The following is a 16,661-nucleotide window of genomic DNA, read 5'->3' on the forward strand; positions in this document are numbered from 1 at the left end:
CGCACATTGATATAAAACCAATTACAAATTATTGGTAATCAATTTTAAAATTGATAGTTGAATCAAAGCTACCTGGAGTCACTGCATTAGATGCATTATCAGATTTTAAATAAGCAACGAATGGAATTGCAGTTTTACCATTAGATAAGTTAACAGAAGAAGAAGCTTGTCCCCAAACAACATCTTTATTTCCATTGTCTCTTAAACCAATACCAGCACCACTTGCAGTACCTGAAGTGAACGCTGCTAATGTATTATCATTAGGGTTAATAGTTGATGGTGTGTAAGTTACTGTTGCTGTTTGTGCAACGGTAGTATCACACCCTTGCAGAACGATATCTTTCTTGATATTACCTGCACGCTCACCATTTTTTAAATTAGAAATAGGGATCTGATAAAAGTTAACTTTTACAGGACTTGATTCTTGACTTAAACCACAAGCAGAATTCACTAACTCACCTGAAAATTCGATAGTACCGTTAGTAGGAGTACCAGTATAAGCAGCCATTGCTGCGAATGAAGCAAAACCTGATGCAAATACGGCACCCATTACAAATTTATTCAATTTCATGATTATTTAATCCTGTGTAATTCTTACATGATGTATGTTTCAACGTAACAGTTGTTAATAACAACTTTAGATAAAAATAATCATTAACTTTAAAATTAATTAATGATTATTTTTAATAAAGTTTTCATTTTAATATATTACATTAGTTATGTTTAACAATTTCCCTTCACTAAACGAATTAAACTATTTATTAACCTAATTATCGCCACATTTTCTTAATATCTTTATCTAAAATAGAAAAATAATTATTCCCATTTTTCATGGTGTACTGTAATCTTTCATTATCATATTTATCTATTACGTGGTTAAAAAAATCTCTCCAAGACTTATTGAATATGATTAGGATTGTATCCATCATTTCAAATGTTAGCTTTGTTTTCCCCGTCTCGTATCGAGATATCTGCTGCTGGCTAATATTCAATCTTCTTGCTAACTCTCCACCAGTTAAGTTTTGCTCTTTTCTAATTCCTCTCAAATACTGTCCTATCTCTTTATTTATCTCATTAGAAAAATAAGTCATTTAATTCAACCTTTGTATTAAAAATTAATTATAGGCACCAATCTGAACCATAGATACCGTCCTAAAATTTTTAATGATTATATGGTTGATTATTTGTTTTGTATAATCGATAAGGCAAATTGATTGCTATTAAAAACAATTTATTGCCCTATTAATACGAAGTAAATGTAACAAAACAGCTCAACAGTAAAATTAATAATATAAATAACAATATGTTATGGATGCAAAATTAGATTTACTCATATTGGAAATTACATTTTGGTACATTTTAAAATATTGAAACACAGATTTTACTAATGAGATGTATTTTATGGTGAAATTTCAATCGCAAAATACAACTTAAGAATGCAGCATTACTCGAATTTTGCGTTTGTAAATTATATGAATTTTTTTTAAGACTTATCTGAGCTTTGTTATTTATAAACACCAACAAATTAATTATAAATTACCGTAAAGTTTATCACCAGAATTATAGACCATAGAAAACATCACTAACACCCAATAAATTCCAACACAATATAAAAAACCAGAATATTTATTACTCCGATAATGAGTATTAAGATATTATATTTCATATTTGTTAATTTTATACTTTAATAAAGTGTACATGAAAGATTCGTTTAAACATTTCATCCCTGTAGAAAAATAAGAATTTAGCCGAGTCACACTAAGTTTGGGTTCAATTCAAATAGTAACGATATAACCGTTACCACAAGAAGGGGATGAGCAAGACGACAAGCACTTATCATAAAACGATGTACAGATTTGCTTTACACAATATTGAGATACATACCAAATACCTAATACTGAGAAACTCCAGTACTGACATTTGATAGTATCAGGAAAGAATACGATTAAAGCGCGTCACCCTTTATTAAGGTTTTATTCGTTGTGTTTGCTGGCTCCGCATGCGATAAGCAAACGCACTCCCCACAACGGCTAAATAGATAAATGGTTCAGGCGTTAAGGTTTTTAGTGACAAAGTATAGTGGCAAAGCGCCAATATGAGCGTAGGGTAAAGCAGCATATGAATTCTTTTCCACCATACGCCCAAATAAAGGCGTATACGGTTGAATGAACTAACTGCCATTAACAATAAACACAACCAAGCTATCGCTCCAATTGCTAAATAGAGCCGCGAAAAAATCTCTTCGAAAAATAACGCCAAATTATTTACGCCAATTTCCAGTAATAGATAGCTACTTAAATGCAGCGCAGCCCAGAAAAAACACCATACCCCCAGTAATTTTCGCATCTGAAACAATACGGTAAATCGCAATAATTTTGCAACCAGTGGGATCAATACAATAATGATGAGCAAACGCAAAGCAGCTATTCCTGTAAAATGTTGGATATCTTTAGCTGGGTCGGCTCCAAGCCGTTGGGTCTCGACTAAAAAAATTAGCCATACTAGAGGGAGCAAAGCAATAAGGTGAAAGCTCCCTTTGGTTAATCCAACGATGAACTTATTGTCTTGGGGCATCAATAATATCTCCGCAAATCCATTCCTTGATACAAACTTGCCACTTGCTCGCCATATCCATTAAACAACAATGTTGGCTGTCGGGTCACTTGGCCTAAGCCTCCAGCACCAATAAAACGCTCAGTGGCTTGTGACCAACGAGGATGGTTTACACCTGGATTCACATTGGCAAAAAAGCCATATTCGCTCGGCGCTGATAGGTTCCATGTCGTGTCAGGCATTTGCTCAGTAAGGCGAATTTTGACGATAGATTTAATCCCTTTAAAGCCATATTTCCATGGTACGACCAACCGGATCGGTGCTCCGTTTTGGTTGGGTAATGTCTTTCCATAAACGCCAGTCGCCAGCAAAGTCAGTGGATTCATGGCTTCGTCTAAGCGTAGCCCTTCAACATAGGGGTACGATAAACCACCACCAATATAACGACTTTTTTGTCCTGGCATTTGTTCTGGAGCGTAGCGTGTTTCAAAAGCCACATATTTGGCTTTGCTAGTGGGTTCGACTAAAGCCAATAGTTTCGCTAAAGGGAAACCAACCCATGGAATAACCATCGACCAAGCCTCAACACAGCGCATGCGATAGATGCGCTCCTCTAAGGGAAACTTAGTGTTTATATCATCTAAATTAAGCGTAAGAGGACGATTCACTTCGCCGTCTATTGTCACCGTCCACTCATCCGTGATTAAAGTATGAGCATCCTCAGCAGGATCGGATTTACCGAGCCCAAACTCATAAAAATTATTATAACCAATCACTTTATCTTCTGGTGTGAGGGTTAAAGATGGCTGAAACTCTTCAGGTTGAATAAATGTCAGAGATTTTCTTGGCGTCATCGGAGTTGTTGGCGTATCGTCGTTAAACCAAGAAAACAGCCCTGCATTAGCTGTCGCCGCAACGGTTAAACCTGCAGCGCCAATGCCTAAAGCCTTAAGTAACTGACGGCGTTTCATAAAAAAGAGGGTTTCATCCGTGATTTGAGATGTGGGAATTTTAGGTAACTTTTTCATCATGCGCTCCATAGCAAAAAGGATATGAAATTAGTTATACCGAAAGCGCAGTAAAAGTGGCTGACAGTAAGATGACAAATTTGTCATCTTACTTAATTGTAGGAAATTTCAGGGTAATGGTACTGGTTCCTGCATGGTGCTCAAAACTCACTGACCCGCCATGTAATTCGACTATCGCTTTCACAATTGCTAACCCAAGTCCTGTTCCCTCTGTAGTTCGAGCATTATCACCACGCCAAAAACGCGTGAAAATTTCATCACTATTTTGTAGAGGTTCTCCTTGGTTAGTCATTTTAATTTCTCTCTGTTGCGGCAGCGCTATAATTTGGGTAACGACACGGGTGCCCGGGTGAGAATATTTAATCGCATTGGAGACAATATTCACTAAAACTCGGCTGAGTAATACAGGGTCAGCATCAAGAGTCAGGGATAAGGGCTCGCTATGCAGCTCAATCTGTTTTTCTTCTGCATAGGCAGAAAAGAGCTCATAGACATCGTTAACTAACGTATATAAAGAAAGGTTTTCTCGATTTAAGGTAATATTTTTATTTTCAGCACGGGCAATAAACAAAGTACTTTGTATCATTTGTGACAGTTTATCGAGCTCCTCAATATTACTGACTATCATCCCTTCATATTCGCTAACACTGCGCGAACGCTGAAGTGTTATTTCATTTTGTACCCGGATCGCATTAATTGGGGTTCTCAGCTCATGCGCCAAGTCATCGGCAAATTGAGTAAGTTTGACAAAATCATGCTTTAACCGCTGGCGCATCGTATTCATTGATTCGCCCAACTCTTTCAACTCCTGTGGTAACTGGTCAATATCAATTGGATCATTTAATGCGTGAACGTCTGTTTTGACCGTTATCTGGCTCAATGCTTGAATGTCGGATAATCCTTTTTTCAACAGCCATAAGCTGAGTAGCCCCATCAGCAAAATTGAGAAAATAGAAATCACTACGCTTTGGATGAGATATTGAGTCAACACGCCACTACGGTCGACAGAAACTTTACCAAGAACGACATGGAGCGGCCCTATTGGGGAATTCATCGAGAAATAAACCGCAGAAATAGGGATACCTTGAGCAGTTTGCCAATGGTTAATGGCATTGATATTTAGCTGCTCAAGGTTGACTAACTGAAGAGGTTGGGAGCCCAATAACTCTTGTTTGGTAGTAACCAGTATTTTCCCTGCTGCATCAGAAATTTGGATCAAGTCTTGACGCATGTCCATCATGCTTTGGAAATACATGGGAAGTGTTTTGATATCAATACCACCAGCGATGAGCTTAGCAAGTTGCTCCGCACGGTTAACCAGTAAATTATTATCTTGTTCAGATAGCTCATTTTTGAGTGAATGATACAAAACCCATGTCACCACCCCAGCATTAGTAACCATAAGAACGATAAACAGAGAAATAAGTTTGAAGCGAAGTGACTTCTTTTTCATTCTATAGGCCTATTTAAACGGTATCCCATCCCTCGAATGGTTTCTATGAGTTTAACGTCAAACTCATCATCGATTTTTTTTCTCAACCGACGGATAGCCACATCAATAATATTCGTGTCACTTTCAAAATCAATGCCCCAAACTTCGCTAGCAATTAAAGTTCTAGGTAAAATTTCATCGCAATGTAGAACGAAGAATAGCAATAAGGAAAACTCTTGCCGCGTTAAGGTGATTTTCTTTCCCGCACGCTCAACATCATGGCGAGTTAAGTCGATTTTTAAATCCGCAATAGTCATGGTGGTTGAGGCTGGTTGGTTAACTTTTAATTGGTTTTTAACCCTAGCTAATAATTCAGAAAACGAAAACGGCTTAACCAGATAGTCATTGGCACCAAGCTCTAAACCTTTAATTCTGTCATCAACGGCATCCCGCGCAGTGAGGCAAATTACCGGTATGTTTTTAGCTGTACGTAAGATTTTTAAAATTTCCCAGCCATTCATACCAGGCAGCATGATATCGAGGATCACCAACTGATAACTGTTTTCTAAAGCAAAATAGAGACCATCGCGACCATCATTAGTCACATCAACGAGAAAACCCGCTTCTTCTAACCCATTTTTGACCCACACTTGGGTTTTTAGGTGATCTTCAATTAATAGTATTCTCATGGAAACCTAACAGTGACTTTATTTGACTTAATTTCATCTTAAAGAAATTTTTCCTTTAAAGAAACGGGTAGGAATTAAACTCAACAGGAAATATCTCGACTTTTAATCGCTTGTTATTTGTCGCAATATCTCGAACGTAGTTCTTGCTTAATTTATATGTGCTTTATACAGGGTCTAAGGGCAAGCGAATGCAACGGGCTTATATGAAGCATTCTGTTCACAAAAGGAACCTCTATTTAAACCGATTTCATCCCAACGAGCAAAATACAGTTCACTGGAGCGAATGAAGGCTAAACTAATAAGGTGAGTTTAACGACAAGGCTAGTTAAAGGTCTTCCCTTATAATCATCAATGCGTTGTAAGAACTCAGGTAGGCGTTTAAGCTCTAATGCGGCTCTATGGACTCGTTTACCTGTTGCCACTGCGCCAACCATATCTTGCGCGGGGTTATAGTCGATTAAACCACTTTGTACGGCATAGCGCATAATGGCTGTCACACGTTGTTGTAGACGTGCAGCCACGTTAAGACGTCCAGACATTTTTACGGCTTTAATGAGTTCGAGGAGATCGCGGGTTTTCAGTTCGGCAATATTGCGTTAACCAATAGCAGCGAAGATATTGTCCTCAAGGCTTTTGAGCACTCTATGGCTATGGCCTTCTGACCACTTCTTTGCATTTTTCTCTGGGATCAATACCATTTGCTATTAACTTTCTACCCGCATCTCTTTTCTTTCTGTCTTCTGCACATAAAATATCAAGGTAAACACCAATAATTAAACCAACAGTAGGTACTTGATGTGGGTTGACCTTAGTATACTTGGGAAGACTGAAAAGTGGGGAAAAGCCTTGTAAAACTGGGATTTCAGATACAAAAAAAGACGTCGGTTGACGTCTCTTGATGTTCTTATGGTGCGAAGGCCGGACTCGCAAAGAAAGACTAACAACATGAAATTTAAATAATATATTTTTATAGTATATTTTTATACCCGTAAATGTACCCACTATAAAAATATCTCTGACATAAACCAACTCTAACTATAAATTTCCCCCCCTCAGCACTGGTGATGAATATCAATATTAAAATCAGTAAACACATTCAGAGGTAAAAATTTAATGCCAGTACTTGAAACAGATCACCTTTATTCTTATTTTTATCCCCAAGATATAATTAAATTGTATAATAATGTCATTATGAAACAGAAAGGTAAAAATAATGAAAGATTTCAATCAGTTAATATCATTGGCAGTAGAAAATTCAGGTGCAGATGACTCAATCAATAAAAAACTAACAGAAGTATTACAAAAAGAGCTTAACGACTATGTTAATCTTGAACTTCTTAAAGCTAAGCTTGAGGTTTTGTTCAATTACGAAAAAAGTTATCTCGAACTTGTTAAAGAATACAAAGAAGAGATCAAGTTTGCTAGTACTTTGCAAGAAGATTTACGTAAAGAACGCTCCAAATTCTTTTCTGAAACACTAAAAGAAGTTTCTGAGACACTGAATCAATCTCAAGTCGACAGTCAAGTTGCTTCAAAATGGTTAAAAGAACTTGTTGGTAGTTATACAAAAAGTTTAGATTTGAGTAGTAATCTAATCGAAGAGCATACTCTTGATACCATTGGAAAAATTCGTCATGAAGCTAAGTTAAATAAACCAACAATAGTTCCCGATAGTAATTAATAACAGAGAAAGTGTACAATTAAAAGAAGGGGTGAACCTCCCCTTTATTTGATCCAAAAAACAAAAATTAACAGAACGACAATAGCTTAACATACAATGAAAAAAATATTATTAGAGCTATTATTAGCTTTACGGGAGGCGAGGGAAGACCTTGTTTCTCGTACTATTAAAGAAACTCCCCAATTATTTTCATCTTTATTTCAATATGAAAATAATGAGAACCTTTTATCTCTTTCATTTCAAAGAGAATATTCTATTTTCATCAATGATAATCTAGAAAAACTATCTATTCACATTACTAATGCTGAAAATAATGATACAAAAAAAGAGTTAAAATTTATTGTAGAACAGTTTGTTAGCTTTAAACAAATTCAGAATACTTCAGTTATAGACACTTTTTTTCTTAATGATAAAATAGAACAAATCGAAAAAATATTTTCAATCTTTGATAAAGATAATGATCGGATCGAAGAAATCAATTATATAAGAAAAAAAGAACAAGTTCTTTTTGAAAGAAAATTTAAAATATTATTAGGAGAAAAGGATGAGTTGGTTGAGTAAAATAGGTGGAGCACTTCTGAATTGTGTCAGTAAACCTATTGAGGTTTTATGTGATTGGGCAGGAGAACCACTTAAAAAAAATCACCACAATAGGGATGAATCTGCTAAAAATTCTGCCCACCGACGCGATATTGAAAGGTTAACCGCTCAATCTAAATCCGAACACGAAATCAAAATGAGAGAAATGGAGTTTGAGCATGATCTAAAAAGTAGAGAAAAGGAACTTGAAGTAAATCTAGAAGTTCGCAGGGTTCGCGAAATTGAAAAAGCTGTAGCTGAAATTCAAGAATGGAAAAAAGAAAAAGAATTTGAGCGAATGGAGAGAACAACTGCTGCAATAGCTCTTTATCTTAAACAACTAACAAAGCTTAACGTGGAAACCATCAACGCAATTGGTCATATGCAACTTGAACTCAAAGAACGAGCCCAACAACTTGTTTATGAAAAAACCATACAATATAAAGAACTTCAAGATACAGCTATTGAAGAGGCTATGAATGATTTCCTCAGAATTGAGGAAAAATTTGGTAATAATGAAAGAGCAAAAGATATTCTTATTAAAGCCGTTGATACTAAAATGGGGAATATTATTTCTACATCAACTCGTTTCTTAGAGGAATTAAATAGAGATATTGTCAATCTTAACGAAAGCATTGATAGACTAACAAATCAAGGTCAAAAATTTATCGAAAACCACTTAGAGCGCTTTCATTCATCAAGTGTCAGTACCCCTATATCGTTTACTAAAACAAACGATGATAAACGAATGCTCCCAATTAAAGAGATAAATTAGTTTATAATAGGCACATTATTTGATGAAAAACAATGTGCTACTATTTTCTATATTCTCTCTCTTCCAGAGAAATGTCCATACATCTTTTCAGTCATTACCCACAGTGCTTTGTTCAATTTAATATCCCCATCGATGCCATTCACTGAACGAGTGCGAGCTCGCTTACCTTTTGCATTTCTGCCCGATAATCCGCCTTTGATTAAATTCTCCTGCAAGCGTTGATATACCGTCCACAGATCATCTTTCTTATCTTCCCAACGGCGAGGCTGTAATACTTGCTCTTCGGTTATTGGTTGATGTTCCTCACCAAAGCGATATGTTAAAGCTGCTTGTGCCAAGGCTTGCTGTGCTGGTGGAGGTAACATGAGGGATTGCATTTGTTCACGCTTTTCAGCAACCGTATCAAAGGTTTCCAATACTTCATAAGCCCCTTCAATCACCTTGCCTACCACATCGCCTTTATGGGGTACACGAACTTCGCCAAAAGTATCACCACAAACTAAACCATTTTGGCATACTGCTCTAAATAACCCCGGCAACATTTGATAACTGCTTGAACCATCATGGCTATTTAAAAGAATAATTTCAGGAACTTGTATACCCGTGATTTGGTCATGGCGTCTTAGCCGTAGCATATGCTTCGTGTGCTCCCGACGACTAGTATCACGTACACGAGTTTGGCAAGCAAAGAACGGATAAAAGCCTTCTTTTTGAAGGCTATCCAGTAAAGTAATGGTGGGGATATAAGTATATCGGTCACTTCTAGATTCGTGTTTCTCTTCAGAGAAAACACTCGGTACGGTACGAAATAATTCTTCTGTGGTTAACGGGCGGTCGCGGCGAATACTATTCGCTGCACCAAAGCGGGAAGCTAAACGAGTCATAATTAATTTCCTTGAAAATAAATAAGATAGGTAAAACTGAAAGAATGAATTAAGAAAGGCGTTAATCGATAAGATGGAAAATAGCTGAGCTTTCAGGATGTTGAATGGCGTAGTCACGAAGCTGGTAGAAACGCTCGACCAGCAATTCACTTTCAGTTCTAAATGACCACTGGCTATACAGCATCAAACAGATAGCCACACCAGCCGCTTCAGGGCTTAGAATCTCTTCATTGCCATTGTGCATATTGAACAGTGTGAGTTTTTCAGAGCCCAAATCAGGATAAATAAATGCGCCACCGTTGGGTAAAGTGCAGTACTCCCAATAGCCGCCCGTATATTCATCACAGAACTGGCCCATGATAGTGAATATCACTACTTCAAACGTGGCGAAGCCTTTCACTGTACCAAAGTGGCTTTGCCAGAAATTTGGTCTAGCTGAAAGCGGCACGACATTAGCGAGAATAAATGAGTTTGGTTCTAGCGCAGAAGCAGAATAAGAGGAAGACATATGATTTCTCCTGTTAATAAATTAATAACGGGTAATAAAAATGATGAGTGAACAGGACTACAAACCACCTGTTTGACTACCGATACCTAAGAAGTGTCATGACGACAGTAAACAAAAAGGCCTGCTGATAAGCAGCAGGCCTTTAGTGGTAAGAATTGACATGATCACATTAGGGATTGAAATCAAATGTCCAAACGCCTTGGTTGGTATCCACGGCGACCTCGATGACATTGCACGGTACTCCTGGGCTTTTACCCGTAAATAGACGTGTGTAGGTATTACCAAAATTCAGCCTAATGGGCTTCCAAGGACGGTATTCCGCATCCTTACAGTTTCCGCGATTAACTAAAATTTTTTTGATGACCACGCTATCAACGTTTGAGGTGATATAGATTTTACTGTATGAACGCCCGGCATTGCTGGGCCCTTCACTGAGTCGAATAGGCGCCTTTTCTGCATAGGCGAAACACGTCATCAGCCCCAGCGAAAGTGCAAAAATGAGTTTTTTCATAATGAGTATCCTTATGATGGAATGAGCGTAAAAATCACGGATATGTCGGACTTGAGCTCGAATAAGGAGACATCCCCCACTCGATCAATGCTGTCACGGTTTTTACTATCCCGTGGCTTTAGTGAGTTAGGTATCTTATCGTTGAGCCCAAAGGGTACTTAGAGGATAAATTGAGTCCAGCAGCCGTTATCCCCGATTTCAGGGATAACGCTTGCGGCCCCCTTTAAGGTAAAGGTCACGGGCTGGCCGCCGTCAGCGGAGACGGTGACCTGTTTTTCATGACGTAAATTATCCCAAGCGACTTCGACGTGACTTGAGCCGGCTCTGCTTGCGCTGTCACTGATTTGATATACCTCCTTTCCGTCAAATTTCATTTCCAAATATTGGCCCGTATCCATGCGGGTTTGATGACCATTGATATCCGTAAACATAATTTGAATGGGTTTATCCCCTTTGTCTTCACAAGACAGATAAAGCTGAGATTTGCCCTGACCCAAAATGACAAACTCGGTCACGCCTTGTGTTTTGTTACTCGTCCAAGTGTGTGAGTTACCAAAAGCGTGAGTGAATGTCGGTGTTAAAGCCGAAATAAAAAGTGCAGAAATAATAAGTTTTGTTTTCATAATATTTTCCAATTAGTTATTTTTCCTATTCAGATATAGGGTCGTAAGAACTCGTTAATGCGAACAAAGAATAAGCTCTAAATAAGAGGCTGATGGTTTTCCATTCTTAATAACGTGACAAACCCTGCGTTTTATCGCATTGATTTTTATAAATAAATTTAAGTCATTGATACCTCTGAGAGATTGTATAGCCATCATTTCCGTATGGATAATGAAAAAAACCGATCGGTTCGATCGACAAATTCGATCATGACAACGTAAAATCGTTTACTGATGGCTCAATATGACAATCATTTCATTGAATTAACTAAAGAAAAATGACCAGACAGAGCGCGCTGCTCGAGCAATATGATGAGTTGTTGATTTGAGAGCGTGCCGAGCGACTTGAGGAAGTGGAGCGAAATCAATCACTCGCTCAATGATATCTACGACCGTATCACCGAAAGAGCTACTCGCATGATTGATAACCGTTGTGGTCTGATAGGTGTTTTGTAGATGTGGGATTAAGGGACTACGCGCCTGCTTTGGGAGACGAGTAATAATCGCCTCCACTGATTGGGGAAGGTGATATCTGCCTTTAACAGATATCGGAATGATGGTATCTGCAGATATATGCATTTGTTTGGCGATAGCATGCCGTTTCAATGTGATATGAACTTGCTGCTGTTTTGAAGGCTGTGCGGATTCCCAGTGCCACTGCTCTACAGGCTCTATCTTATCGACTTGATTCAAAATCCAAGTAATAGCCGGTAGCTCTCCGTTATACTCCGTGAATACTGTTTGATAAAACTGTTCTTCAATAGAAAATGCGCGATCATCGGCTTTCAGAACCCAAAGCACCATATCGAGTTTAGGTATCCACTCACGATAGAGCTCACGATACTCCTCATCACGCTGTTGGCTTTCTCCTACACCCGGTAAATCGACTAGCGTTAGTGTGTGCCGTCCAAAACGTAATTTGACCTGTTGGGGCTGCCGAGTACAAGCTTCAACAGCATTGACAGCACAAACTTGACTGCGAAATAAGGCATTACACAGACTGGATTTTCCCACGCCAGTTTTTCCCATGATGCCAATCACAGGCTGATAGGTAACAAGCTGATTGAGCTCTTTTAATAAGGATTGACGCAGTGAACGCGGGTAGCGCCGCAGATGGCGACGAATAAGGGCATAGCCTGATAATTTTTTCATATTAGCCTCAAAACAAATCAGCCATCATAATGGATGGCTGGTGGTTTATTGAGATATCAAGGATGAGATATCACTAAAATGATATATATCTGAAAAAATTTTAAATTAGCCATTGAATATAAATAGAAAGGCTATCCTTTTTTATCATACTCACGCTCTATCAAGGCATTGACGACTTCCTTTTTTGACATCAAATTAAGGCGTTTTTTAAGTGTTTCTAACTTTGGAATATTTTCCTTTTTGATATCAAAATGCACATCAACATAACCTTCTTTATTCCTTCTATTTCTCCAAGAGGAAAGCGCATTAGCCATTTTCATTTTTAAATTTTCAGCCGCAAGAATACCGTTTCTTGATGATAAAAATAAATAGTCAAAAAAAGCGATTATAATATCTTTTTTTCCAATGAGCTCTTTCTTACCTAAAAGAATAAAAGCATCAATATGCTCAGGCAATATAAAAACATCAATCGTATTTATACCTAATTCTTGTATGTAATTAAAACAATAGTCTATTTCAACTGGGCTGTTAATTTTAGAAACCCATATAAAGGCCGAATGATCCGTGATATGATACCAATCATCCATTAGTGATTTGATGTTATTTTTACTATCATCATAATCATCATAAGAACTTACCATTTTATCAAACCATGAAATTATTGAATAATACATCGATCCAGAATTTAGATTTATATAATCTTCATTTTTTAGTTTATTTATTTCTCTTTCATTTTCTTTTGAGTAAATTATTAAAATATTAAGCAACAACCAATAACAGGCACGATCACTGTTCTTTATCCACGAAAAATACTGTTCTTCAAATGCTAAATTCAGAAAATCATCCTGCATGTCATTCATTAAATTTTCCACATTTATTTTATGTATAAAAAGCTTATCTAATGCATTCTGAATCTTAATCTTTATATCTTTTAAATTTTTATAGTTAACACCTGATATATACTTACAACTTTTTATATCTTCCTGCAAATAATTAAGATAATAAATTAACTCTCTTTCGCTTCCTTGCAATAGTCTATTGCAATCGTATTTCAATTGTTTACTACTTTCATTTGAATTCATTACACCCACCAAATCACGCCGTGATAATGACAAGATATTACCATTAAAATTTCATGATTTATACTTGTTTTTCACATCAAATTTCCATGATTTATTCATGACTAATTTTAATGAAAACAAGCTAAAGCCCAGGTATTCCATCACAAAAAATGCTTTTTATGGGAGAAAACAATTCTAATGTAGTACCTACTTGTCATCAAGGAGCGCTTAGTCAAAGTCTGAACATTCAAAGCACTCAAATCCTAGGTAAGTCAATCAATGCTTTTCCTATCCATTTTTTAGTTAAAATATTTCATTAAGGTTAATTAGTATTATTTAATAAAGAAGGTAATTGACTAATCTATCTACCCCAAATAATGGTGAATTCAATCTAGTTGCTTATTCACTACCATTACTATGAATAATAATTATCAGATTAATAAAAGATGAGTGCAGCATCCACTCTCTCATCTCAATGCTATTAAACTAAACTCGAAGAAATATTTGAATCATTACCTACTGATTTTTTAATTTTCACTGATTGAATAAAATTCCTTAGTGTTCTCATGATTGATGATAAGTTCCCTCATAGAACTATCATGACCTATTTCATTCAAAATTTAAATAATTCCGTTATCCCATGAGAAACATTAATCACTGAGGATAACTATTATGAAAAGCACAATTAATTTTAATCACAAACCGGACTATTTATTACAACATGATTTATTTAATCATCAAGATGAACTATTTGAGCATTATTCAAAACTCCTCATGTTGCGTATCGATTTTGCTTATCGCAAAGACAGTAAATCATTTAAATATGCCGATACTTATCAAATTACAGCTGATATGACATGGCTGATTGAACAGGTAAACGGTATTTCTGGCATTGTGGGTTTTGCCTGGGTATTAGAATACGGAGAACAACATCGCTATCATATTCACGCAGCATTTTACATTAATGGCCAGCGTCATCAGAAGGTATGGAGTTTTTGGAAAGATATTCGCGATATATGGGACGAAGTTACTGAAGGTGAAGGTTATGCACACCACTGTGAACCAAAACCATATTATCCAGTTCGTGGTGAGCGTGTTATTGAATATTTCGATGAGGATGGTCGTAGTGATATGAAATATATATTAAGTTATTTAGGCAAAGACAGCCAGCGTACAGAACGTCGTATTTATCAGGTCAGTGATATTCCAACTGAAAGGCAAATTGGAAGAAAACGAAATAAAAAATAGATAAATGAAAACTGACATCATCATTTAATACCCCCTGAGTTAGGGGGTATTTTTTCATACATGGACAAAAGTAATTAAACTCAACTTCATCTTTCATGCTGAATCAAAAATAACGCCAGCCAGTTATTGTTTGAAGGATTGCCGCCACACCCATTATCCCTTTTCGAATCCTTCTCCTTTTCAATTATCGGAGAAACAAACAATGACTATTCAAACGACTGACACCCCACTACTGAGCGATCAATTCATTGACATGAAATTTATCACTAAGCTAACGGGCTTAACGGATAAATGGTTTTATAAGCTGATTCAAGATGGTGAATTCCCTAAGCCTATCAAACTAGGACGTAGTTCTCGTTGGTTACGAAGTGAAGTTGAACAATGGTTACAAAATCGTATTGCTGAATCTAGAAGCTAAAGATATTCAGCTTAATCAGAAACAATGCTTACCCCCATACCAACATCTTGTCCTGCAAAAGCTCCAATACAGTGATAAAGAACACAATGAGGCGTTCCCTTTTCGTGATGAGAATTTGTTACCTCTTATAAAAACTGGCTGAACAGTTTCACCAAGTTATCCATTAGTTAAGACTATCAGCTGATATTCGCATCCCTGATACCGACAGCACGCCCGCTGTCGTATCCGCATATCTGTACCTCTTAATTCATGGTAAAACGCTTACTGAGCCATTATCTGTGCAATCTGATATGAATATCTAACTTAACATCCGTGAAGTTAGATGCCATAGTATAGAAATTCATGTTAAGTATCTCTTATAGAGGGTTTCCATGGCAGTTCCAACCTACGATAAATTTATTGAGCCCGTATTACGTTTTTTAAAACACCATCCTGAAGGTGTTGCCGCCAAAGATGTCCATGAGGGCGCAGCTGAAATCCTAGGATTAAATGACAATCAGCGTTCTGAACTCATTTCAAGCGGTCAGTTAGTCTATAAAAACCGTGCTGGCTGGGCTCATGATAGATTAAAACGTGCAGGGCTTTCACAAAGCTTATCACGAGGAAAGTGGTGCCTAACAGAGACAGGTTTAGAGTGGATTAAAAATAACCCCTTCCCCCTAACCCAAGAACAAGTTGATCATTTAGCTTTTGACTTTATGAACATAAAGCTTAAAACCAATCCTGATATAGTCCCACTAGATGAAGATACACAAATAGATCCTGACAATCTTCAGCAAGTTCGTAGCCCAGATGATCGTCTAAACGATGCGCTAAAAGAAATTCGTGAATCTGTCGCCATTGATTTACTGGCAAATTTACTTCAAGTATCCCCTACCCGCTTTGAATTCATAGTACTAGATGTATTACATAAATTAGGTTATGGCAGCCATCGTGATGATTTACAACGTGTTGGTGGTACAGGCGACGGTGGAATTGACGGGATCATTTCGTTAGATCAGCTCGGATTAGAGCGAATTTATGTGCAGGCAAAACGTTGGCAAGGCACCGTCGGTCGTCCTGACTTACAAGCCTTTTATGGCGCGCTTGCAGGGCAAAAAGCCAAACGCGGCATTTTTATTACGACCTCTGGCTATACCGCTCATGCGATTGATTTTGCTAAATCCGTTGAGGGATTAGTCCTTATCGATGGTAACCGCTTAGTTAACCTAATGATGGATAATGAGATAGGCGTTAGCTCACAAGTTATTAAGCTACCAAAGCTGGATATGGATTATTTTGAGTAGCTATATCAAATATACAAAATTTGCCGCTCATCCGATCAAAAAATAACAGTTAAGTCTATAAGACCTATTGCCTAACACTATGTTTCATTAAAGGTTTGCAGACTTTATGGTTCCAATAGTGTTTAATATATAAATACCCCTATTTCGATACCTGATTGCCCATTTAAGGCGTACTAGTCAGGCTCAAATGAACA

At 37.1% G+C, this 16,661-nt stretch carries 18 protein-coding genes and 1 pseudogene; 6 read left to right on the forward strand and 13 right to left on the reverse strand.

Going from position 1 to position 16,661, the window contains the following annotated elements:
- Positions 1 to 28: 28 nt before the first annotated feature.
- From CYG50_RS16925 to CYG50_RS16960, 7 genes and pseudogenes are all read right to left on the reverse strand, one after another.
- Complete coding sequence (locus tag CYG50_RS16925) at positions 29 to 571, reverse strand: fimbrial protein (protein WP_102138144.1); 543 nt, start codon at positions 569 to 571, stop codon at positions 29 to 31.
- 199 nt (positions 572 to 770) lie between these two features.
- Positions 771 to 1,091 (reverse strand): helix-turn-helix domain-containing protein, encoded by a 321-nt coding sequence (locus CYG50_RS16930; protein ID WP_102138145.1) that lies wholly within the window; start codon positions 1,089 to 1,091, stop codon positions 771 to 773.
- Positions 1,092 to 1,965: 874 nt separating this feature from the next.
- The gene (msrQ, locus tag CYG50_RS16935) at positions 1,966 to 2,574 is read right to left on the reverse strand and encodes a protein-methionine-sulfoxide reductase heme-binding subunit MsrQ (protein ID WP_102138146.1); all 609 of its coding nucleotides are present in this window, start codon (positions 2,572 to 2,574) and stop codon (positions 1,966 to 1,968) included.
- Complete coding sequence (gene msrP, locus CYG50_RS16940) at positions 2,574 to 3,584, reverse strand: protein-methionine-sulfoxide reductase catalytic subunit MsrP (RefSeq protein WP_181489904.1); 1,011 nt, start codon at positions 3,582 to 3,584, stop codon at positions 2,574 to 2,576. Before msrP ends, msrQ begins: the two co-directional genes overlap by 1 nt.
- An 85-nt stretch (positions 3,585 to 3,669) precedes the next feature.
- Positions 3,670 to 5,034, reverse strand: a complete 1,365-nt coding sequence (locus CYG50_RS16945; RefSeq protein WP_102138148.1) for a heavy metal sensor histidine kinase — start codon at positions 5,032 to 5,034, stop codon at positions 3,670 to 3,672.
- A complete protein-coding gene (locus CYG50_RS16950; protein ID WP_102138149.1) occupies positions 5,031 to 5,702 on the reverse strand; it encodes a heavy metal response regulator transcription factor in 672 nt (223 codons plus the stop codon). The genes CYG50_RS16945 and CYG50_RS16950 overlap by 4 nt, the downstream gene beginning before the upstream one ends.
- A 293-nt stretch (positions 5,703 to 5,995) precedes the next feature.
- Positions 5,996 to 6,479, reverse strand: a pseudogene (locus CYG50_RS16960) (tyrosine-type recombinase/integrase); the annotation flags it as partial.
- Between the two features lie 436 nt (positions 6,480 to 6,915).
- Here CYG50_RS16960 and CYG50_RS16965 point away from each other — a divergent pair.
- The 3 genes from CYG50_RS16965 (at position 6,916) to CYG50_RS16975 (ending at position 8,737) form a co-directional block, all read left to right on the forward strand.
- Positions 6,916 to 7,383 carry a nickel transporter gene (locus CYG50_RS16965; RefSeq protein WP_102138150.1) on the forward strand — a complete coding sequence of 156 codons (468 nt, stop codon included), beginning with the start codon at positions 6,916 to 6,918 and terminating at the stop codon, positions 7,381 to 7,383.
- Positions 7,384 to 7,479: 96 nt separating this feature from the next.
- Positions 7,480 to 7,944 (forward strand): hypothetical protein, encoded by a 465-nt coding sequence (locus tag CYG50_RS16970; protein WP_102138151.1) that lies wholly within the window; start codon positions 7,480 to 7,482, stop codon positions 7,942 to 7,944.
- The gene (locus CYG50_RS16975) at positions 7,928 to 8,737 is read left to right on the forward strand and encodes a hypothetical protein (RefSeq protein WP_102138152.1); all 810 of its coding nucleotides are present in this window, start codon (positions 7,928 to 7,930) and stop codon (positions 8,735 to 8,737) included. Before CYG50_RS16970 ends, CYG50_RS16975 begins: the two co-directional genes overlap by 17 nt.
- A gap of 47 nt (positions 8,738 to 8,784) precedes the next feature.
- Here the strand turns inward: CYG50_RS16975 and CYG50_RS16980 are convergent, their stop codons facing one another.
- The 6 genes from CYG50_RS16980 to CYG50_RS17005 form a co-directional block, all read right to left on the reverse strand.
- Positions 8,785 to 9,621, reverse strand: coding sequence for a DUF932 domain-containing protein (locus CYG50_RS16980; RefSeq protein ID WP_102138153.1), 837 nt, complete (start codon positions 9,619 to 9,621; stop codon positions 8,785 to 8,787).
- Positions 9,622 to 9,682: 61 nt separating this feature from the next.
- Positions 9,683 to 10,129: an antirestriction protein gene (locus tag CYG50_RS16985; RefSeq protein ID WP_238706808.1), complete on the reverse strand. Its 447-nt coding sequence runs from the start codon at positions 10,127 to 10,129 to the stop codon at positions 9,683 to 9,685.
- A 169-nt stretch (positions 10,130 to 10,298) separates the two neighbouring features.
- Positions 10,299 to 10,640, reverse strand: coding sequence for a hypothetical protein (locus CYG50_RS16990; RefSeq protein WP_004907556.1), 342 nt, complete (start codon positions 10,638 to 10,640; stop codon positions 10,299 to 10,301).
- 158 nt (positions 10,641 to 10,798) lie between these two features.
- Positions 10,799 to 11,263: a YfjT/YkfB family phage-associated protein gene (locus CYG50_RS16995; protein ID WP_102138154.1), complete on the reverse strand. Its 465-nt coding sequence runs from the start codon at positions 11,261 to 11,263 to the stop codon at positions 10,799 to 10,801.
- A gap of 303 nt (positions 11,264 to 11,566) precedes the next feature.
- A complete protein-coding gene (locus tag CYG50_RS17000; RefSeq protein ID WP_102138155.1) occupies positions 11,567 to 12,454 on the reverse strand; it encodes a GTPase family protein in 888 nt (295 codons plus the stop codon).
- Between the two features lie 131 nt (positions 12,455 to 12,585).
- Positions 12,586 to 13,536, reverse strand: a complete 951-nt coding sequence (locus CYG50_RS17005) for a hypothetical protein (protein WP_102138156.1) — start codon at positions 13,534 to 13,536, stop codon at positions 12,586 to 12,588.
- 651 nt (positions 13,537 to 14,187) lie between these two features.
- Here CYG50_RS17005 and CYG50_RS17010 point away from each other — a divergent pair.
- The 3 genes from CYG50_RS17010 (at position 14,188) to CYG50_RS17020 (ending at position 16,467) form a co-directional block, all read left to right on the forward strand.
- Positions 14,188 to 14,763 carry an inovirus-type Gp2 protein gene (locus CYG50_RS17010; protein WP_102138157.1) on the forward strand — a complete coding sequence of 192 codons (576 nt, stop codon included), beginning with the start codon at positions 14,188 to 14,190 and terminating at the stop codon, positions 14,761 to 14,763.
- A 202-nt stretch (positions 14,764 to 14,965) separates the two neighbouring features.
- Positions 14,966 to 15,181, forward strand: coding sequence for a helix-turn-helix transcriptional regulator (locus tag CYG50_RS17015; RefSeq protein WP_102138158.1), 216 nt, complete (start codon positions 14,966 to 14,968; stop codon positions 15,179 to 15,181).
- A 371-nt stretch (positions 15,182 to 15,552) separates the two neighbouring features.
- The gene (locus tag CYG50_RS17020; protein WP_102138159.1) at positions 15,553 to 16,467 is read left to right on the forward strand and encodes a restriction endonuclease; all 915 of its coding nucleotides are present in this window, start codon (positions 15,553 to 15,555) and stop codon (positions 16,465 to 16,467) included.
- Positions 16,468 to 16,661 lie beyond the last annotated feature (194 nt).

It is taken from the genome of Providencia huaxiensis (assembly GCF_002843235.3).
In the GTDB taxonomy this organism is placed as follows: Bacteria; Pseudomonadota; Gammaproteobacteria; order Enterobacterales; family Enterobacteriaceae; genus Providencia; species Providencia huaxiensis.

Excerpts from the sequence above, each read along its gene's own strand:
- CYG50_RS16995 (WP_102138154.1), bottom strand. The coding sequence starts at position 11,263 with ATGAAAACAAAACTTATTATTTCTGCACTTTTTATTTCGGCTTTAACA.
- CYG50_RS17000 (WP_102138155.1), bottom strand. The coding sequence starts at position 12,454 with ATGAAAAAATTATCAGGCTATGCCCTTATTCGTCGCCATCTGCGGCGC.
- CYG50_RS17015 (WP_102138158.1), top strand. The coding sequence starts at position 14,966 with ATGACTATTCAAACGACTGACACCCCACTACTGAGCGATCAATTCATT.
- CYG50_RS16965 (WP_102138150.1), top strand. The coding sequence starts at position 6,916 with ATGAAAGATTTCAATCAGTTAATATCATTGGCAGTAGAAAATTCAGGT.
- CYG50_RS16930 (WP_102138145.1), bottom strand. The coding sequence starts at position 1,091 with ATGACTTATTTTTCTAATGAGATAAATAAAGAGATAGGACAGTATTTG.
- CYG50_RS16950 (WP_102138149.1), bottom strand. The coding sequence starts at position 5,702 with ATGAGAATACTATTAATTGAAGATCACCTAAAAACCCAAGTGTGGGTC.
- msrP (WP_181489904.1), bottom strand. The coding sequence starts at position 3,584 with ATGATGAAAAAGTTACCTAAAATTCCCACATCTCAAATCACGGATGAA.
- CYG50_RS16925 (WP_102138144.1), bottom strand. The coding sequence starts at position 571 with ATGAAATTGAATAAATTTGTAATGGGTGCCGTATTTGCATCAGGTTTT.
- CYG50_RS16980 (WP_102138153.1), bottom strand. The coding sequence starts at position 9,621 with ATGACTCGTTTAGCTTCCCGCTTTGGTGCAGCGAATAGTATTCGCCGC.
- CYG50_RS16990 (WP_004907556.1), bottom strand. The coding sequence starts at position 10,640 with ATGAAAAAACTCATTTTTGCACTTTCGCTGGGGCTGATGACGTGTTTC.
- msrQ (WP_102138146.1), bottom strand. The coding sequence starts at position 2,574 with ATGCCCCAAGACAATAAGTTCATCGTTGGATTAACCAAAGGGAGCTTT.
- CYG50_RS17020 (WP_102138159.1), top strand. The coding sequence starts at position 15,553 with ATGGCAGTTCCAACCTACGATAAATTTATTGAGCCCGTATTACGTTTT.
- CYG50_RS17005 (WP_102138156.1), bottom strand. The coding sequence starts at position 13,536 with ATGAATTCAAATGAAAGTAGTAAACAATTGAAATACGATTGCAATAGA.
- CYG50_RS16945 (WP_102138148.1), bottom strand. The coding sequence starts at position 5,034 with ATGAAAAAGAAGTCACTTCGCTTCAAACTTATTTCTCTGTTTATCGTT.
- CYG50_RS16985 (WP_238706808.1), bottom strand. The coding sequence starts at position 10,129 with ATGTCTTCCTCTTATTCTGCTTCTGCGCTAGAACCAAACTCATTTATT.
- CYG50_RS16970 (WP_102138151.1), top strand. The coding sequence starts at position 7,480 with ATGAAAAAAATATTATTAGAGCTATTATTAGCTTTACGGGAGGCGAGG.
- CYG50_RS16975 (WP_102138152.1), top strand. The coding sequence starts at position 7,928 with ATGAGTTGGTTGAGTAAAATAGGTGGAGCACTTCTGAATTGTGTCAGT.
- CYG50_RS17010 (WP_102138157.1), top strand. The coding sequence starts at position 14,188 with ATGAAAAGCACAATTAATTTTAATCACAAACCGGACTATTTATTACAA.